12 protein-coding genes are annotated in these 17,462 nt (G+C 45.4%); 6 read left to right on the forward strand and 6 right to left on the reverse strand.

What is annotated here, in order from left to right; all coding sequences use genetic code 11:
* Positions 1-251: 251 nt before the first annotated feature.
* Positions 252-3,065, forward strand: a complete 2,814-nt coding sequence (locus ACFFJH_RS06025) for a KAP family P-loop NTPase fold protein (RefSeq protein ID WP_390210925.1) — start codon at positions 252-254, stop codon at positions 3,063-3,065.
* 126 nt (positions 3,066-3,191) lie between these two features.
* Here the strand turns inward: ACFFJH_RS06025 and ACFFJH_RS06030 are convergent, their stop codons facing one another.
* From ACFFJH_RS06030 to ACFFJH_RS06045, 4 genes are all read right to left on the reverse strand, one after another.
* Positions 3,192-5,549 (reverse strand): Tex family protein, encoded by a 2,358-nt coding sequence (locus ACFFJH_RS06030; protein ID WP_390210927.1) that lies wholly within the window; start codon positions 5,547-5,549, stop codon positions 3,192-3,194.
* A gap of 311 nt (positions 5,550-5,860) precedes the next feature.
* Positions 5,861-6,283: a GNAT family N-acetyltransferase gene (locus tag ACFFJH_RS06035; RefSeq protein ID WP_390210930.1), complete on the reverse strand. Its 423-nt coding sequence runs from the start codon at positions 6,281-6,283 to the stop codon at positions 5,861-5,863.
* A gap of 21 nt (positions 6,284-6,304) precedes the next feature.
* Entirely contained in the window at positions 6,305-7,141 is an 837-nt protein-coding gene (prmC, locus tag ACFFJH_RS06040) for a peptide chain release factor N(5)-glutamine methyltransferase (RefSeq protein WP_390210932.1), read from the reverse strand.
* 12 nt (positions 7,142-7,153) lie between these two features.
* The gene (locus ACFFJH_RS06045) at positions 7,154-7,657 is read right to left on the reverse strand and encodes a disulfide bond formation protein B (RefSeq protein ID WP_390210935.1); all 504 of its coding nucleotides are present in this window, start codon (positions 7,655-7,657) and stop codon (positions 7,154-7,156) included.
* Positions 7,658-7,962: 305 nt separating this feature from the next.
* On the opposite strand from ACFFJH_RS06045, the gene ACFFJH_RS06050 reads away from it, so the two are divergent.
* Both ACFFJH_RS06050 and ACFFJH_RS06055 read left to right on the forward strand, forming a co-directional pair.
* The gene (locus ACFFJH_RS06050) at positions 7,963-10,050 is read left to right on the forward strand and encodes a molybdopterin-containing oxidoreductase family protein (protein ID WP_390210937.1); all 2,088 of its coding nucleotides are present in this window, start codon (positions 7,963-7,965) and stop codon (positions 10,048-10,050) included.
* A gap of 215 nt (positions 10,051-10,265) precedes the next feature.
* Complete coding sequence (locus ACFFJH_RS06055; RefSeq protein WP_390210940.1) at positions 10,266-11,966, forward strand: long-chain-fatty-acid--CoA ligase; 1,701 nt, start codon at positions 10,266-10,268, stop codon at positions 11,964-11,966.
* Positions 11,967-12,041: 75 nt separating this feature from the next.
* Here ACFFJH_RS06055 and ACFFJH_RS06060 read toward each other — a convergent pair whose 3' ends face one another.
* Positions 12,042-12,812: a substrate-binding periplasmic protein gene (locus ACFFJH_RS06060; protein ID WP_390210942.1), complete on the reverse strand. Its 771-nt coding sequence runs from the start codon at positions 12,810-12,812 to the stop codon at positions 12,042-12,044.
* A 131-nt stretch (positions 12,813-12,943) separates the two neighbouring features.
* Positions 12,944-13,351, reverse strand: a complete 408-nt coding sequence (locus ACFFJH_RS06065) for an acyl-CoA thioesterase (RefSeq protein ID WP_390210944.1) — start codon at positions 13,349-13,351, stop codon at positions 12,944-12,946.
* A gap of 229 nt (positions 13,352-13,580) precedes the next feature.
* Between ACFFJH_RS06065 and ACFFJH_RS06070 the strand changes: the two genes are divergently transcribed.
* From ACFFJH_RS06070 to ACFFJH_RS06080, 3 genes are all read left to right on the forward strand, one after another.
* Entirely contained in the window at positions 13,581-15,407 is a 1,827-nt protein-coding gene (locus ACFFJH_RS06070) for an ABCB family ABC transporter ATP-binding protein/permease (RefSeq protein WP_390210947.1), read from the forward strand.
* 6 nt (positions 15,408-15,413) lie between these two features.
* Positions 15,414-16,373, forward strand: a complete 960-nt coding sequence (locus tag ACFFJH_RS06075; protein WP_390210949.1) for a LysR family transcriptional regulator — start codon at positions 15,414-15,416, stop codon at positions 16,371-16,373.
* Positions 16,374-16,561: 188 nt separating this feature from the next.
* Positions 16,562-17,308 (forward strand): substrate-binding periplasmic protein, encoded by a 747-nt coding sequence (locus tag ACFFJH_RS06080; protein ID WP_390210950.1) that lies wholly within the window; start codon positions 16,562-16,564, stop codon positions 17,306-17,308.
* Positions 17,309-17,462: the final 154 nt, after the last annotated feature.

A 17,462-nucleotide genomic window follows, 5' to 3' on the forward strand; every position in this document is an offset into this window, starting at 1 on the left:
CTCAGACAGGGCGCGAATTTATTCGCGCCCTTTTTCATGGGAAATTCAAGACAAAATAAATTTTCTCTGCCGTCGTATTTGGTTCATGTAAATGAAGAATAGCTTGCGAAAATATTAAAAAAAATGAATCATAGGTTTTCCGTAAGGTTTATTGCATCAATCTCACTGCGCCTAATTACTTCTAGGCATCGGGAACAACAAGAGATAAAGCAATTTTCGCATTAATAAAAGTGTGAAGAAAAGAGGGAAGTATGAATTCAATTGAGTCAGACGTTGAGGAGATTTCGGCGAGTGAGCTAAAAAATCGTTTGCGAGCCGTTATAAAAAGAGATAAGTATGGTCACGCCTTAGTAAGTTTGTTCGCAGCACGATGTGCTTTGCGTATTCTACCGTCCTTAGTGAGCGGTTATCCTAGCTTGGATTATTGGGCGACAAGGGATAAAGGGGATAAACGGATTACCTATTTGCTCGGCATCTGGTGGGCAATCGCCTGTGGAGTATCTTTTGATAGAAAATCGAGTAATCGTGCTGCCTTAATTGCTACCGAAGCAGCTGAAGCTATCGATATTGATAACGATGATGACGATCCTGATGACACCACCCTCAATGACGCCGTTTATGTCGCTGTCTGCGCTACTTACACAGCAGTTGCCGCCTACTCAGACAACGCGGGTATCGATGCTGATAGTATTGTCGACCTTCTAAATACTGCCGAATTTGCCGCTAATCTTGTAGATCTAGAGTACATAGAAAAAAATAGTATTACGATAGAGGAGTATTTAGGACAGCGTTTGTGGTTAACAACGTTTGGATCTGAGCTTGAGGTTTCGGCAATAGACATCTGGCCAAAAGCACTGCGTCAGATAGCTTCGGAGTTTCACGATATAGATTCGCAGGGAGCTCGGCTTGTAATAGAAATTGCCGATGCTTATCCACGAATAGTGAATGGAACGTATAAATTAAGAGATGCTGAAAAAAATGTCCAAGAATTAGCAGCCTACTTTAATGTGACTCCTAAAGCACAGAAAACATCTCAAACATCCAGACGTAAAGCAAAGTCGGTATCAAGCCAATCAGAGTCGTTTGCATCTCCCACGTCATTGATAGAAGACGCAGTTCAAGCCGAAAACGTAGATGAACAAAAAGCGATACCTTCCGAAACGAAAACTCCTGAAGACCCACTAATTAAAAACAGAGCCAGCCAGCACGTTCTACCCGAGGCGCCAAGTCAAGAAGATCATTTAAATCGAGGCGCTTTAACGCGAGCCTTGGCTGCGATTTTGGCACATGAAAAAAATCATTCACATCAAACTATAGGCTTGCTTGGTGATTGGGGGTCAGGCAAGTCAAGCTTTATCAAATCTCTACAAGCGCAACTTAGAGACCAGCCCGGAGATCAGGCTTTTATATTTGGTACATTTAACGCTTGGTCATATGAACATACCCCTAATTTACAAGCGGGAATCACGCAGGAAGTAATTAAGGCCTTACTGGAGATACCGTTACCACTTGCGCGCCTTAAATGGTGGCAGTTGGGGGCAGTTCCACGGTGGATGTGGCAGTTTTATCTAAAATTACGCGTCGCATTTGCATTGCATGGTGCGGTGAAGGTGGGAATGTTGCTTGCACGTTTTGTTGTCGCTACGCTGCCTTTGATCGCAATACTATTTTTTTATAATGAATTGATTCCCTTGCTGCCAAAAGCTCCGACAGTAGATATTCAAAGCAAAGACAATTCTTCACAAATATTCGCAATGCTAAGTGAATTGAGTAACGTGAAGGATTTTCTTAAACACTCTTTGCTTGTGGGGGCAGGTGCTGCTTCTTCGATTTACATGATGTCGAAACTCTTTGTTGATGAATTTAAAAACATCATTGCAACGCCACTAGCAGATAAACTTAAAACTTATTTGAAATTACCTGATTATGCTAAGCATTTGGGGGAGATTCCTGAAATGCGTGTCACATTAGAAAAATTTTGTAAGGTGCGTTTAGGTCAGGTGCAGATCAAACCTCAAACACAGCATCTATTTGGATTAACAAAACCAATTAAACCCCCTGAGCGCTTATTGTTTGTGATTGACGATTTAGATCGATGCAGTCCAGAAGGTATAGTGAAAGTATTTGAAGCAGTACGCTTGGTACTAGAGATTCCCCAAGTATCGGTACTGATAGCGGTTGACCCTAAAATTGCATTGGCCGCACTGGCCTTACATTTTGAGAAGGTGTCTAAACACCATGCTTTTAATAATGCGAACGCCATTGCGCGCGATTACTTAGCGAAGGTGATTCATATCCCCATAGTGTTGGCACAGCCGGACCCAGACGGCATTCAACTATTTGTTGAAAAATTATGGGAGAGAACTTTGTCTGAGAGCGACAAAAAATTTCTTGAAAACCATTCAGGTGAAATACAGAAACAAGCAATGCTGAGTTTAGATAAAACAAGTGCTGTTTCGTCGGAGGGGGGCAGACCACAGGTAGCGCTAAAATTACCAACAGAGTCGTCGTCGATTGAAAAGAAGGAAATCGATAGCCCACAACTTGAAATGGATGCCACGTTAAATTCAGATATAAAGACAGAGGCGAAAACATTAACTAAAAAAGACGAGGTAACAAAGGAGGTTAAACTTACCCTTGTCGCTAGTTTGTCTAGAACACAAAAGTCGGCGTTTGTACATTGGCTAAAATACTTCGGATTGACTAATCCACGACAAGTCAAACGCCTCAATACGACGTACAACCTCATGCTGACTGCTAACGAAAATTGGGACGAGAAACCTATAGATGTAGATGTGGGTGTTGCAATGCCGAATATGGATAATGCACATTACTATCCCGTGTTAATTACCTTGTTCGTTTTAGAATATCTAAATGGTCTGGATGCGCAACGAACACCTTTGAAAAAACGTTTATTCAATCCCTCGGCGAACACCTGTGTTAACACTGTAGTGACTGAGGAATTTATTCAATTTTTTTCACAACTTCGACTTCAGAGAGACTATTTAAAATTAGTCGAACCTTTCGTGTTGCCAGCAATCGAATTGGCGGAGATCCAAGCGTAGAAAAAGGGTAGTGTGAAGTCAGCGTCCGCTTGATCCCTCTTCGCGCTTGCCGACTTCATTTTTATTTGAAGTAGCTAGCGCTAGTGGCATGATCGCTTAATGCACGGGCATGCCACTAGTGATGACTTAGCGTTTCAACTTAGCAAACGCAGAAGCCATCGCACTATTCACGGGTGCTGCAGCTTGGCTGTGTTGGCTTTGGTTGCGATGCTGATTCAAGCGTTTGGCATCGTCACGATCTGCGCGTTGCTCGGGTTTGCTACCGGCGATTGGAGCGGAGTCGGTCAGGCGCATGGTCAGTGCAATACGTTTGCGTTTTTCATCAACTTCTAATACTTTGACTTTCACCACTTGGCCCGCTTTGACGACGGTATGTGGGTCTTTGACGAAGGTATTGGAAAGCGCGGAAATATGCACCAAACCATCTTGATGTACACCGATATCAACGAAGGCACCAAAGGCAGCGACGTTGGTAATGACACCTTCTAGGATCATGTCTGGACGTAAATCTTTGATCTCTTCTACGCCGTCTTTAAAGGTGGCTGTCGTGAATTCTGGACGTGGATCACGGCCAGGTTTTTCTAACTCTTTCAAAATATCAGAGATCGTTGGGATACCAAATTTTTCATCCGCGTATTTGGCGGGGCTGATCGCTTTTAGCAAGCCTGTGTCGCCAATAATAGACTTCACATCTTTCTTGATATCGGCCAGAATTTTTTCTACGAGTGGATAGGATTCAGGATGCACGGCGGATGCATCGAGTGGATTGTCGCCGCCCATCACGCGCAAGAAACCAGCTGCTTGTTCAAAGGTTTTGTCACCTAAGCGAGGCACGGAGCGTAATTCGGAACGTGATTTAAACATGCCTTTGGCGTCGCGATAATTGACGATGCTTTGTGCCACGCTACTCGATAATCCCGAGACGCGCGCCAGCAAAGGTGCAGAGGCCGTATTTACATCAACGCCAACCGCATTGACGCAATCTTCAACCACGGCATCGAGTGAGCGCGCTAATTGTGATTGACCTACGTCATGTTGATATTGGCCGACGCCGATAGATTTAGGATCAATCTTGACCAGCTCCGCCAATGGATCTTGCAAGCGGCGTGCAATTGAGACGGCACCGCGGATGGTGACATCGAGATCAGGCAATTCTTTGGAGGCGAATTCGGAGGCGGAGTAGACCGACGCGCCGGCTTCAGAAACCACGATCTTAGTCAGTTTTAATTCAGGTTTGAGCTTGATTAAATCTTGCGCCAACTTATCCGTTTCGCGTGATGCCGTGCCATTGCCAATCGAAATCAAGGAGACATTGTGTTTGGCAGCTAATTGCGCCAAGACGTGCAATGAACCATCCCAATCATTGCGTGGTTGGTGCGGATAAATTGTGGCGTGTTCAACTACTTTACCTGTTGCATCGACAATCGCTACTTTAACGCCAGTGCGTAGTCCGGGATCGAGACCCATAGTCGCGCGCGGACCAGCAGGAGCGGCGAGCAGCAAGGCTTTCAGATTGCGGGCAAATACATTGATGGCTTCGACTTCGGCGGTTTCTCGCAAATTGGTCATGAGTTCCGTCTCCAAATGCATGAAGACTTTGACGCGCCATGCCCAACGCACGGTATCACTTAACCATTTGTCGGCAGCGCGACCTTTATTGCTGACGCCAAAATGGGCGGCGATGCGACTTTCACAAGGGTTTAAAGGTGCATCCCATTTCGGTTTTTCTTCTTCTGTATCGAGGCGTAAAGTTACCGTTAAAAATTCTTCACGACGACCACGGAAGATGGCTAAAGCGCGATGTGAAGGGATGGTACCCAAAGTTTCTGAGTAGGCGAAATAGTCGCTGAATTTAGCACCAGCTTCTTCTTTGCCTGCGACCACAGCGGTTTCGACGATACCGTGGTCGAGTAAGTATTCACGAATGGATTGCAGTAAGCTCGCATCTTCTGCGAAACGTTCCATCAAAATTTGGCGCGCGCCATCTAAGGCCGCTTTCACATCGGCGACGCCGGGATTGTCGCCATTGGCAGTTGAGAAGGCGGGTTTTAAATAGGCTTCTGCGACGGTTTCTGGTACCAAATTCGGGTCTGCTAATAATGCATCTGCCAGCGGTTGCAATCCAGCTTCGACTGCAATTTGTGCTTTAGTGCGGCGTTTTTGTTTGTACGGCAAATACAAATCTTCTAAGCGTGTTTTATCTTCTGCGTGATGAATCGCATCGAGCAAGGCCGGTGTCATTTTGCCCTGTTCCTCGATGGAAGAAATGATCGCCGCGCGGCGGTCTTCCAATTCGCGTAAATAGCGCAGGCGCTCTTCTAGCAAGCGCAACTGGGTATCGTCCAAACCACCTGTGACTTCTTTACGGTAACGTGAAATAAAAGGGACGGTCGCACCTTCATCAAGAAGTGCTACCGCAGCAGCAATTTGTACAGGTTTGGCGGCAAGTTCTACGGCGAGACGTTGTTCAATGGAAGGCAACATAGGTGAGAATAGTTAATATATAAAATGCAAAGTGAAATGGGCTGCTCACTAGCCTTGATGTTCAATTCGTTAAGCTTGAACTTCAAATTTGAACTCCGAACTTGAATTCGGTAATTCCAAGATAAATTTAGGCTAGGCAGTCGATCAGCCCGTGATCATACGCAATTTGCGCAATTGCGCCAGTCTTGACAGACGAGAAAAAAGCTTAACAGCCAAAGCTAGTTCATAAAGCTTTTAAATAAATACCAATATTGTTTCTAACCTCACCTAAATTCGCTTTATTTGTCTTTAAATTGAAATTGCGTAAGACATTATTTAGATGCTTTGTAGATGTCTGGGTGATTAATTTCCATCATGATTTCTGGCTTACTTAAGGCTTGAAAGCCCCATTTTTGGTATAGACCACGCGCATTGGAGCTGGCGAGCATAAAGCGTCTGAGACCTTGGAGTTGCGGATGATCCATGATGTACTGCATCAGTTGTTTGCTCAAACCGCGCCCTTGATGTTCGGGTAAAACGAAGACATCCATTAAATAGGCGAAAGTTGCATAGTCACTTACCACGCGCGCAAAGGCAATTTGCTGACCGTTTTCATAGCCGCCGAAACAAAGAGAATGTTGAATAGAGGTTTCTACCAGTACTCTTGGAATATTGATGGCCCAAGTGCTTTGCTCAGATAAAAAACTATGGATCAGCGCGATATCCAGTTTTGCTTTGTCGGTTGAAATATCCATTTGAAGTTCTCCTTAACCTCCTTAATCGCCTAAGCGTCCGCCGCTAACTCGCAAAATACCCGCTAAGTCTGGCCAGCTTTGCACTTCCATAAATCCAGCGGTTTTTAATAAGCCTTGCACCGCCTCGTTTTGGTCATAGCCGTGTTCCATTAATAACCAGCCATTGGAATACAAGTAGGGGTGCGCGCCGTCTATTATTCTGCGATAAGCAGTTAGACCATCGCTATGGTCGGTCAAGGCATTGATGGGTTCAAATCGCAAATCGCCTTGGCTCAAATGGATGTCATCTTTGACGATGTAAGGTGGATTGCTGACGATGGTGTGGAATTTTTGTGCAGGGATGGCGCTATACCAGTCACTCAAATGAAATTGAATTTTGGTATTGGCGTCTAGCAATTGAGTTGCATTAAAGCGAGCAATATCTAAGGCCGCAGCGCTGATGTCGGCTGCGCTGACTTCGATTTTTTTATCTTGCGCCGCAATCGAAATCGCGATGGCGCCAGAGCCAGTGCCTAAATCCAAGAGTTGCTTACCGCTCGCTGTGCATTCCAGTGCTAATTCGACTAATAACTCGGTATCGGGTCTGGGAATCAAGACATCCGGCGTGACTTTAAATTTCAGCCCAAAGAACTCACGATATCCAAGCAAGTAGGCCATAGGCTCGCCTGCGAGTCTCTGAGTGGCGAATTGATTGAGTTGCGCTAGTTGTTGATCGCTTAACGCTTGTTCGGACTGTGTAATTAATTGCACCCTGCTATAGCCAGTTACCTGACATAACAGCATACGGGTTTCTAGAGGTTCAAGCGGTGATGTTGCCTGAACTTGCGCTATCGAGCATGGAGGGGGAAAAATGCACATCCTTGAAAATGCTCATCCACGGATTTTGCCGAAGAACACACGTTCTTTTTTCTTACTGATGATTAAAGTGAAAGACGCAAGGATAAATACCAAGAACCAAGTCAAAGCCCATGCAGGGATAGATAAGCCTAAGATGGGATCGTAAGGCGTTTCGCACAAGCCATTGGCTTTAAACATCACAGGAAATAATTGCGCCACAAAAAAACTATTCATAGGGCCAGACAAGGGATCGGCACCGCAAGAGCCTGGCGGTTGAGAGATTACCCACAACTGATAACCCGCTATTCCCGCACCAATGAAGCCGAAAACTGCACTGGCGGCCATGCTTTTTCTTTGTTGATTAGGAAATATCAAAGCAAACACGCAAGCTAAGGCGATCAAAGCAAATGCGTAACGTTGCATGACACACAGCGGGCAGGGCAACATGTCCAATACGAGTTGCAAATACAAGGCAAAGCCAAGTAGACCGCTACAGGCGAGAATAATCAATATCAGAGCGGTCTTAGTACGATTCATGGCAATAGTCTTTATTTTTAAAAATGCGTTAAAAGTGCGTTCGTGCTGAATTTAATCAAGCTTATTTAATTCAGAACCTAACCGAGAATCTAACTTAGAACCTTACTTAGAATCCAACTTAGCACCTGAGTGAGAACGTAAGGATACTAGACTTACTCGATTTGTTGCAGACGCACGCGGAAAAAAATTAAATCTTCGTTAATCCTGACCGCGAAACCATCAGAAAGTTCCCACGCTCGTGTCTGGCACAAGAATCAGAAGCGGTCTATCATCTCGGTATTGTCTTACCTATTGAAGGAAGTATTATGTCTAGCTCTGTCGTTCGTGCCGTTTGTCCTCATGATTGCCCCGATACTTGCGCCTTATTGGTGACTGTGCAAGATGGTGTGGCGACGGAGGTCAAAGGTGATCCTGATCATCCCACGACGGGCGGCGTACTCTGCACCAAAGTAGCCCGGTATACCGAACGCACTTACCATCCTGATCGCTTGTTATATCCACAAAAGCGCGTTGGTAATAAGGGTGAAGGCAAGTTCGTTCGAATTTCTTGGGACGAAGCCATCGCGACTATTGCTTCTCGTTTAAAAGAAATCGCAGCACGTAATCCGCTCGCCATTTTGCCTTACAGTTACGCCGGTACCATGGGCATGGTGCAAGGCGAAAGCATGTCCGCGAGGGTTTTGAATAAACTCGGCGCTTCCTTTCTGGATCGTACGATTTGCGCATCGGCCGGTGGTGCGGGCTACAAATATACTTTAGGTGATCGCATCGGTACCGATGTTGAACAAACTCAAAATGCACGTCTGATTATTATTTGGGGCGGCAATCCTATCGCTTCGAATCTGCATTTCTGGACACGCGTGCAAGAAGCCAAGCGCAATGGCGCCAAAATTATTGCGATTGATCCTTATCGTTCTTTGAGTGCGGAAAAATGTCATCAACATATCGCCGTGCGGCCTGGTACAGATTCCGCTTTGGCCTTGGGCATGATGCATGTGTTGATCAAAGAAGACTTGCTCGATCATGACTATATTGCGCAATACACGTTGGGTTTCGACCAATTAAAGCAGCGCGTGGCAGAATGGACACCTGAGAAAGTAGCGGCTATTTGCGGCATCACGATTGCAGAAGTAGAAGGTCTAGCACGCGACTATGGCGAAGGCGCACGTCGTGGTGAACCTAGTTTAATCCGTATGAATTATGGTGTGCAGCGCGTACACGGCGGTGGTATGGCAGTGCGTAATATTTGCTGTTTGCCCGCCTTGGTTGGTGCTTGGCGTCACGCCGCAGGTGGCGCGCTGTTATCGTCATCCGGTGGCTTTGTAAAAAATTCTAAGGCTTTAGAGCGTCCAGATTTATTCCCGGAAGCTCAGGCCAGTCGCACGATTAATATGAGCGATATCGGCAATAGCTTAATGCATCCTGGTTCTGCGGAATTTGGTCCTAAAATAGAAGCGTTGGTGGTCTACAATTCGAATCCGGTTGCTATTGCACCTGATTCTTCTGTGGTGGCACGAGGCTTTGCGCGAGAAGATTTATTCACGGTAGTGCTAGAACATTTTCAGACGGATACGGCAGATTACGCGGATATCTTATTGCCTGCCACCACGCAGTTGGAGCACGTCGATGTGCATAGCGCCTATGGCCATCGCTATATGATGGCGAATAATGCTGCCATTGCGCCTATGGGTGAAGCCAAATCGAATGCAGAAATTTTCCGTTTGTTGGCGCAGGCATTGGGATTTACCGACCCTTGTTTTACCGAGTCCGATGATGCGATTGCCGCACAAGCATTTAATTATCAACATGCGCGCACCGAACATACCAATTGGGAACAGTTAAAGCAGCAAGGTTGGTCTAAGTTGAAAATGCCAGATGCCGCATTTGCGCACGGCGGCTTCACGACGCCTTCCGGTAAATGCGAGTTTTATAGTCAGCAAATGTTAGATGATGGATTAGATCCATTGCCTGCGTATATTCCTCCCTACGAATCGGTCGTTAGCAATCCGGAGTTGGCAGCAAAATATCCGCTGGCGATGATTTCACCGCCAGCGCGTAATTTCTTAAATTCGACGTTTGTGAATGTGAAGAGTTTGCGTGATACCGAAGGTGAACCGCATCTCGATATCCACCCTGAGGATGCGACCCGCCGCGAGATTAAAGCCGGTGATAGGGTGCGAATTTTTAATGACCGTGGCAGCTTCCTTGCGAAAGCACGCGTCACCGATAAAGCGCGTGCTGGCATGGTAGTTGGGCTGTCGATTTGGTGGAAAAAATTTGCGTCGGACCATAAAAATGCCAATGAAGTGACCAGTCAAAAATTAACCGACATGGGTGGTGGTCCGACCTTTTACGATCTTTTGGTAGAAGTCGAAAAAGCTAAAATCGCCTAGGTATCATATGCTGCGGTGCAAAATTTCCTAGAGCGCTTACTCAGTTTTCTCTGATTTTACGCGGCTAATTTGCACCAACAATGGTCAGAGTGTGAGGCTTGGTGTATCGTGTTGGTGCATGTGGTTTTGTCGGCGAGATCGGCAAGCAAAATGAGTCAACACGAGGTCAACACAAGTTAACATAAGTTGACCCTTCAATTAAAAATGGAGACAGTATGGATACAGCAACGAGCACAGATAAATTTTGGCTTAAATCCTATCCACCAGGAGTGCCAGCAGAGATCGACGTCACGCAATACAAATCCTTGGTACATTTGTTGGAAGAGGCCTTCAAGACTTTTTCTGATCGCAATGCGTATGTCTGTATGGACAAGTACATGACTTATGGCGAAGTCGATGTCTTGTCGAAAAAAGTCGCTGCTTGGTTGCAAAGTCGTGGTTTACAGCCTGGTGCTCGAGTCGCGATCATGATGCCCAATGTCTTGCAATATCCAGTTGCTCTAGCCGCAGTATTGCGGGCTGGTTACGTGGTGGTCAACGTCAATCCTTTGTACACGCATCGTGAATTGGAACATCAATTAAAAGATTCAGGCGCGGAAGCGATTTTCGTCTTAGAAAATTTTGCGATCACTCTAGAACAGGCCATTGCGCATACTGATATTAAGCATGTTGTGATTTGCTCTATGGGCGAAATGTTGGGCGGGATCAAAGGTGCGATAGTCAATCTGGTCGTGCGTCATGTGAAGAAATTAGTACCAGCATTTAATTTGCCGGGTTCTGTGCGCTTCAAAGAAGTATTGGCGCAGGGTAGTTCCATGAAATTTCAACCTATGGAAGCTAAGCTGGATGATGTCGCATTCTTGCAGTACACCGGCGGTACCACAGGCGTATCTAAAGGTGCTGTCCTGACACACAAAAACGTGGTGGCCAATGTGCTGCAAAATCATGCATGGTTAAAACCGAGCATGGATGCTCACAAGGGAACGCCACAGTTAGTATTCGTCTGCGCTTTGCCGCTCTACCATATCTTCGCTTTGACAGTTTGTAATATGGTGGGAACTCGCATCGGTGGTTTGAATATTTTGATTCCTAATCCTCGCGACATTCCTGGTTTTGTGAAAGAACTCAAAAAATATAAAGTCAACGTATTCCCAGCGGTCAATACTTTATATAACGCCTTATTGAATAATCCAGAATTCGCACAAACTGATTTCTCAGGTTATTTCTGCTGCACAGGCGGTGGGATGGCGGTGCAAAAAGCAGTTGCAGAAAAATGGAAAGCAGTCACTGGTTGCGCGATTGCAGAAGGCTACGGCTTGTCAGAAACCTCGCCCGTGGCGACCGCCAATTATGCCGATGCGAAAGAATTTACGGGTAGCATAGGTTTGCCGATTTGTTCGACAGAGATTGCGATTTTGGACGATGATGGTAAGCCAGTTCCCTTGGGTGAGAGCGGTGAGATTGCGATTCGAGGTCCGCAAGTCATGCTGGGATATTGGAATCGTCCTGACGAAACCGCTAATTCATTTACCGCAGATGGTTTCTTCAAATCAGGCGATATTGGTGTGATGGATGAACGTGGTTTTACCAAGATTGTCGATCGTAAGAAAGACATGATTTTGGTATCAGGTTTTAACGTCTATCCAACGGAAATTGAAGGTGTCGTTGCAGGTCATCCAGGCGTGTTGGAATGCGCGTGCGTTGGTGTGCCAGACGAAAACTCAGGTGAAGCAGTGAAGTTATACGTGGTGAAAAAAGATCCAGCTTTGACCAAAGAAGCGTTAATGGCTTTCTGTAAAGAGGAATTTACCGCGTATAAAAAACCGAAGTACATAGAATTTCGCACTGAATTGCCGAAAACAAATGTTGGGAAAATCTTGCGTCGTGCGTTGCGGGACGAGGCGAAAAAAACTTAAGCGGTTTTTGGATGACGAAAGAAGAGAGCTGCGACTCTCTTTTTTATTTGTATTTGTATTTGTTTTGGCCTAGACCTACTTCATTATTTTATTTTGCACATCATCGTGCACATATTTTTGCTGAATTTGATGAAAGGTTTTGTCTTTTTTCATGCTCTCTAAGGCAGCATTCCATTTTTTTACTATGGCTGGGGAGGTGCTTTTTGAGGCGGCGATATACAGATCGCTTTTGAACAACTCAAAAACAAATTTAACGTCACTAGCGGCATAGCCGGATGCTAATGCCAGACTTTCCACGCCTAGCTTAGAGTCGGTATAGGCGGATATTCTGCCTATCATGAGTTTTTTGAAACTGGAAATATTTGAGCTGGCCCTGTCTAAATTAGTAAAGCCTAGACGGGTTAAAGTTTGATCACGAATATCACCCCGATAGACGCCTATCAAGGGAATTTTCTTTGCATCTTCTAGACTATTAATTTCTAAGTTCGAGTCTGCTCTTGCATACAAACCATAAGTGTTGGCTTTTATCGGACCTATCCATTGGTATAAGGATTCGCGTTCTGGCGTGCGTGCCATGCTAAATAACAAGGTGTTCGGGTTCGCATTAATTTTGTCGATGCCACGCGACCAAGGTACGACTTGAATCGGGTCGTTGTTACCGACCCGCTTTTGGATTTCTCTGACGATTTCTATCGTCATGCCCGTGAGTTTGCCTTCTTCGTCAAAAAATTGTAGTGGCCTATCGTCTTCGCAATACAAAGCCAAGGATTGTGCAGCGACAGACGCGCAGAATAAATTCGCATTTAAAAAGACAAGTAAGGCAATGAACTTGTATAAACTAAGCATGCATTGATCCTACGCTCTGAGGTGAGACTATTATTCCAATTAGTCTGATCTACTACTCAATATTCAGTATTCAATATTCAAGACTTACAAACTTAATTGGTACTAACGCTATGCTATTAAACTCGGGTAAATTATAAAGCTTCGAGTTTTGGGATTTGGCGCGGTTTACGGTGTTCGTCAGTGGCCACATAAGTCAACGTGGCTTCGGTCACTTTAACCGTATCAGCTTGCAGGCGGTTGCGTTCCGCATAAACTTCTACCGATACGGTGACGGAGGTGTTACCCACTTTCACGACTTCAGCGTAAAACGACAATAAATCACCGACGAATACGGGCTGTTTAAACAAAAATGAATTTACCGCAATCGTTGCAACCCGGCCATTGGCTCGGCGCGCTGCTGGCACGGCTCCAGCGATATCGACTTGCGCCATAATCCAACCACCAAATACGTCGCCATGAATATTAGCATCGGATGGCATAGGCATTACGCGTATGGTGGGCATGCCGGCTGGCAGGGAAGTTTGATGAGTGTCTGACATGGTGTTCTCTCGTAGTTAGGCTGAACGCGATACAATCGGGTAAATGATTTCTTGTAAAAATCTGGGTAATTTAAAAAGGACTTACACTGATTTTACTGATCGATCCGCTTTGTCTGCCTAAAGCGCTTGGATCACCTCTGGATTTATGGTTATTTTGTAATTGAATCAGAGTTTTCAATGCACAATAGTTGGAATGATATAGCAAATTTCTTTTTTTTGATGGAAGCCCATGCGTCGTAATTCATCTTTATCTTCTTCTGTTGGTTCTCCGCAAGGACGTGGCGATTGGTCCACGGTCAAAACCTTGCTACCTTATTTATGGGCGTATAAGTGGCGGGTTCTCTTAGCCTTGAGCTTTTTAGTTGGCGCCAAATTAGCGAATGTCGGTGTTCCATTGGTTTTGAAAGAATTGGTAGATCGTCTCACCGCCAATCCTTTGAGTCCTGCGAGTTTAATGGTCTTGCCCGTAAGTGTCTTGATCGCCTACGGTGTTTTGCGTTTGTCCACCACGCTGTTCACGGAAATGCGTGAATTTGTGTTCGCCAAAGTAACGCAGCGTGCCGTACGTACAATTGCGCTTAAAGTCTTTCGCCATTTGCATGCACTTTCCTTACGCTTTCATTTGAACCGACAAACTGGTGGGATGACGCGTGATATCGAGCGCGGTACCAGAGCCATTTCTTCGCTAGTTTCTTTTGCTTTGTTTAGCATCGTGCCGACCTTATTAGAAATTGCTTTGGTACTGAGCTATTTGTTCGTTAAATATGATAAGTGGTTCGCCATTATTACTATCTTTGCTCTGGTCGCGTATATCGTGTTTACGATTGCAGTGACAGAATGGCGCACCAATTTCCGTCGCACCATGAACGAATTGGACTCCAAAGCCAGCACTAAGGCGATTGATTCTTTGCTCAATTACGAGACTGTTAAATATTTTGGTAACGAGGAATATGAGGCTCAGCGTTACGACCAGGGTTTGCAAAGTTATGAAAAAGCAGCAGTCAAATCGCAGACCACTTTATCCTTATTAAATGCGGGTCAATCCTTGATTATTGCTACCGCCGTTACCTTGATTTTGTGGCGTGCGGCGCAAGGTGTGATTGACCAAACCATGACCTTGGGTGATTTGGTTTTGGTGAATGCTTTTATGATTCAGTTATACATTCCTCTCAATTTTTTGGGTGTCTTGTATCGTGAAATTAAGCAAAGTCTGGCCGACATGGAAAAGCTATTTTCATTGCTCGATCAAAATAAAGAAATTGCCGATAAAGCCGATGCTCCGGCTCTGCAATTGCAGGGACATCTTTCGCCCGATGTGGTATTCCAGGGTGTCAATTTTAGTTATGAAGAAAAGCGCCAGATCTTGTTTGATGTTGATTTCAAAATCGCTGCCGGAACTACGACTGCGGTGGTCGGGCACAGTGGCTCGGGCAAATCTACTTTATCGCGTTTGCTATTTCGTTTTTATGATATTCAGTCAGGTGCGATACAGATAGGTGGACAAAACATTCTCGATATCACGCAACATTCTTTACGTCAGGCGATAGGTATAGTGCCGCAAGATACGGTGTTATTTAATGACACAATCGCCTACAACATCGCTTACGGCAAACCGGGCGCGACTCAAGATGAGGTGATTGCAGTCGCCAAAGCCGCCTACATCCACGATTTTATTGAGAGCCTGCCAGATGGCTACCAAACTATGGTTGGTGAACGTGGTTTGAAATTGTCGGGCGGTGAGAAACAGCGCGTGGCGATTGCGCGTACTCTTTTAAAAGATCCAGTGATGATGATCTTTGATGAGGCAACTTCCGCATTAGATTCGAAATCTGAGCAAATGATACAAGCGCAATTAAAACAAATTGCAAAGAGCCGAACCAGTTTGGTGATCGCTCACCGATTATCGACTATCGTTGATGCGCACCAGATTTTGGTGATGGATAAAGGCCGCATTATTGAACGCGGCACGCATACTGAGCTGATGAATTTAGCGGGTGCCTACGCGCAGATGTGGGAAAGACAGCAGCATAGTAATTTGGCGACGCAAGAGGAATAACGTTTTATGGAAACCAAATGGTTAGAGGATTTTGTCTCCTTGGCAGAAACCAATAGTTTTAGTCGCTCAGCGGAATTGCGCCACGTGACGCAGCCAGCTTTTTCACGGCGTATACAATCCTTAGAGGCGTGGTTGGGGGCGGACTTGATAGATCGCACTTCCTATCCCACCCGCTTAACTCATGCGGGCGAGATTTTCTTCGAGCAAGCCATTGCTATGCTGGGGCAAATCAACAATGCCCGCGCTTTATTACGTGGCAAACGTACGTCAGTTCAAACCACCGTTGACTTTGCGGTGCCACATACTTTATCGCTGACCTTTGTCCCTAAATGGCTGACCGAGTTACAGAATAATTTTGGAGAAATTAATAGCCGTTTGTTGGCTTTGAACGTGCATGATGCCGTGATGAGTTTGGTGGAAGGTGGGTGCGATCTTATGCTGTGTTATCACCATCCGCAGCAACCTTTACTACTCGATCCTGCGCAATACGAAATGATCAGTATGGGAACAGAAGCCTTACGTGCCTACGCGCGTTGTGATAAATCGGGCGTGCCGGATTTTGTTTTGCCAGGTACGATAGAGCAGCCTTTACCCTTTTTGGCCTATGCTAATAATGCCTACTTAGGGCGTATGGTGGATTTGATTTTGAATCAAACTAAACAAGCGCTGCATTTGGATAGGTGTTACGAGACCGACATGGCAGAAGGCTTAAAAATGATGGCCTTGGAAGGTCGTGGCGTTGCATTTTTACCAGAGTCTGCGGTGGTGCGTGAGCTCAAACAAAAGCAATTAGCACGAGCCGACAGTGGTGCTGATGCGTGGGAAGTGAGTATGGAAATCCGTCTCTATCGCGAACGTCCGTCCGAGCAAAAAGCGGGCAAACCAGTAGTGGCGAAATTATGGGATTATTTAGCGCAGAAATCGCAGCTGAGTAATAAATCCAAAACGGTACGTTCGCAGCGATAGTGAGCTTGGCTGCGACTTTTGGGCTAGTTGTTGTATGTCGCGCAGTGATGTTGTCCTATGGGGCTGGGATTGCGGTTAGGCTAGAGATTCTGTGTGATAATGCATGCCATTTGGAAATATTCTAAACCTCTATGTCTGTCGCTCGTAATTTTGATTTCATGTTTACTTTCGTTTTTATGTCGATAAAGTTGAAATCATTTTTCAAACATATTGCTTGTGTTTTTGCCTTCCTAATTCTTCAAATTTCTCCGACTTCGGCACAAACCATCAAGGCTTATACTGAAGAATGGCCGCCCTATAATTTTCTGCAAGACGGCGAAGTGACGGGTATCACCACGGAGATTTTGCGAGCGACCTGTGCCAATGCAAAAATTCAATGCGAATTTCAATTAGTACCTTGGATCCGCGCCTATAAAACGGTACAGGAAACACCCAATACTTTGATTTACACGATTGCGCGTGTGCCTAGTCGCGAGCAACAATTTATTTGGATAGGTCCCGTTTTGCCACGAACGACCTGGATTTATGTGCGTAAAGAAGTCGCCGATAAAGTGCATCAGATTAAAGATCTTGCTAAGTTCAGAATAGGTTTAATCAGGGCAGAGGCGTCGGTGTCCGAGTTGACTCAGGCTGGCGTCCCCGAGTCGGCCATTCGTATTTTTAATTCGAATACGGATGTGATGCGTACCGCAAAAATAGGCCATCTCGATGTGCTTATTAATACGGAAATTGGTATGGCGATGAATCAGAAAAATTTTGACCTTCCTGCCGATAGTTTTGTCCGTTTGATGAAATTGTATGATGGCGGCGCCCTGTATTTTGGCCTGCATCTGCATTCTGATCCTGAGTTGGTAGAAAGACTGCAAGCCAGTCTCGATAAGCTCAAACGTGAGGCCAAAATTCAGGTCATTGTGCATCAATATACGAGAATGTAATTTTCTACCCAAGCTTTCTTTACCTCTCGCTTTTATTACCTTTCCTTTTTACCCTAGCTATGGGCTAGAGATTGTCGACGCTTCAAATTCCTTTATGCAAGCGCACACTCCTGAGTTGAAACTAAGTAGAACCAATTCAAACCAATTCAAATTG

Origin of the sequence: Affinundibacterium danionis (assembly GCF_042432465.1) — a bacterium.
GTDB lineage: Bacteria > Pseudomonadota > Gammaproteobacteria > Burkholderiales > Burkholderiaceae_D > Undibacterium > Undibacterium danionis.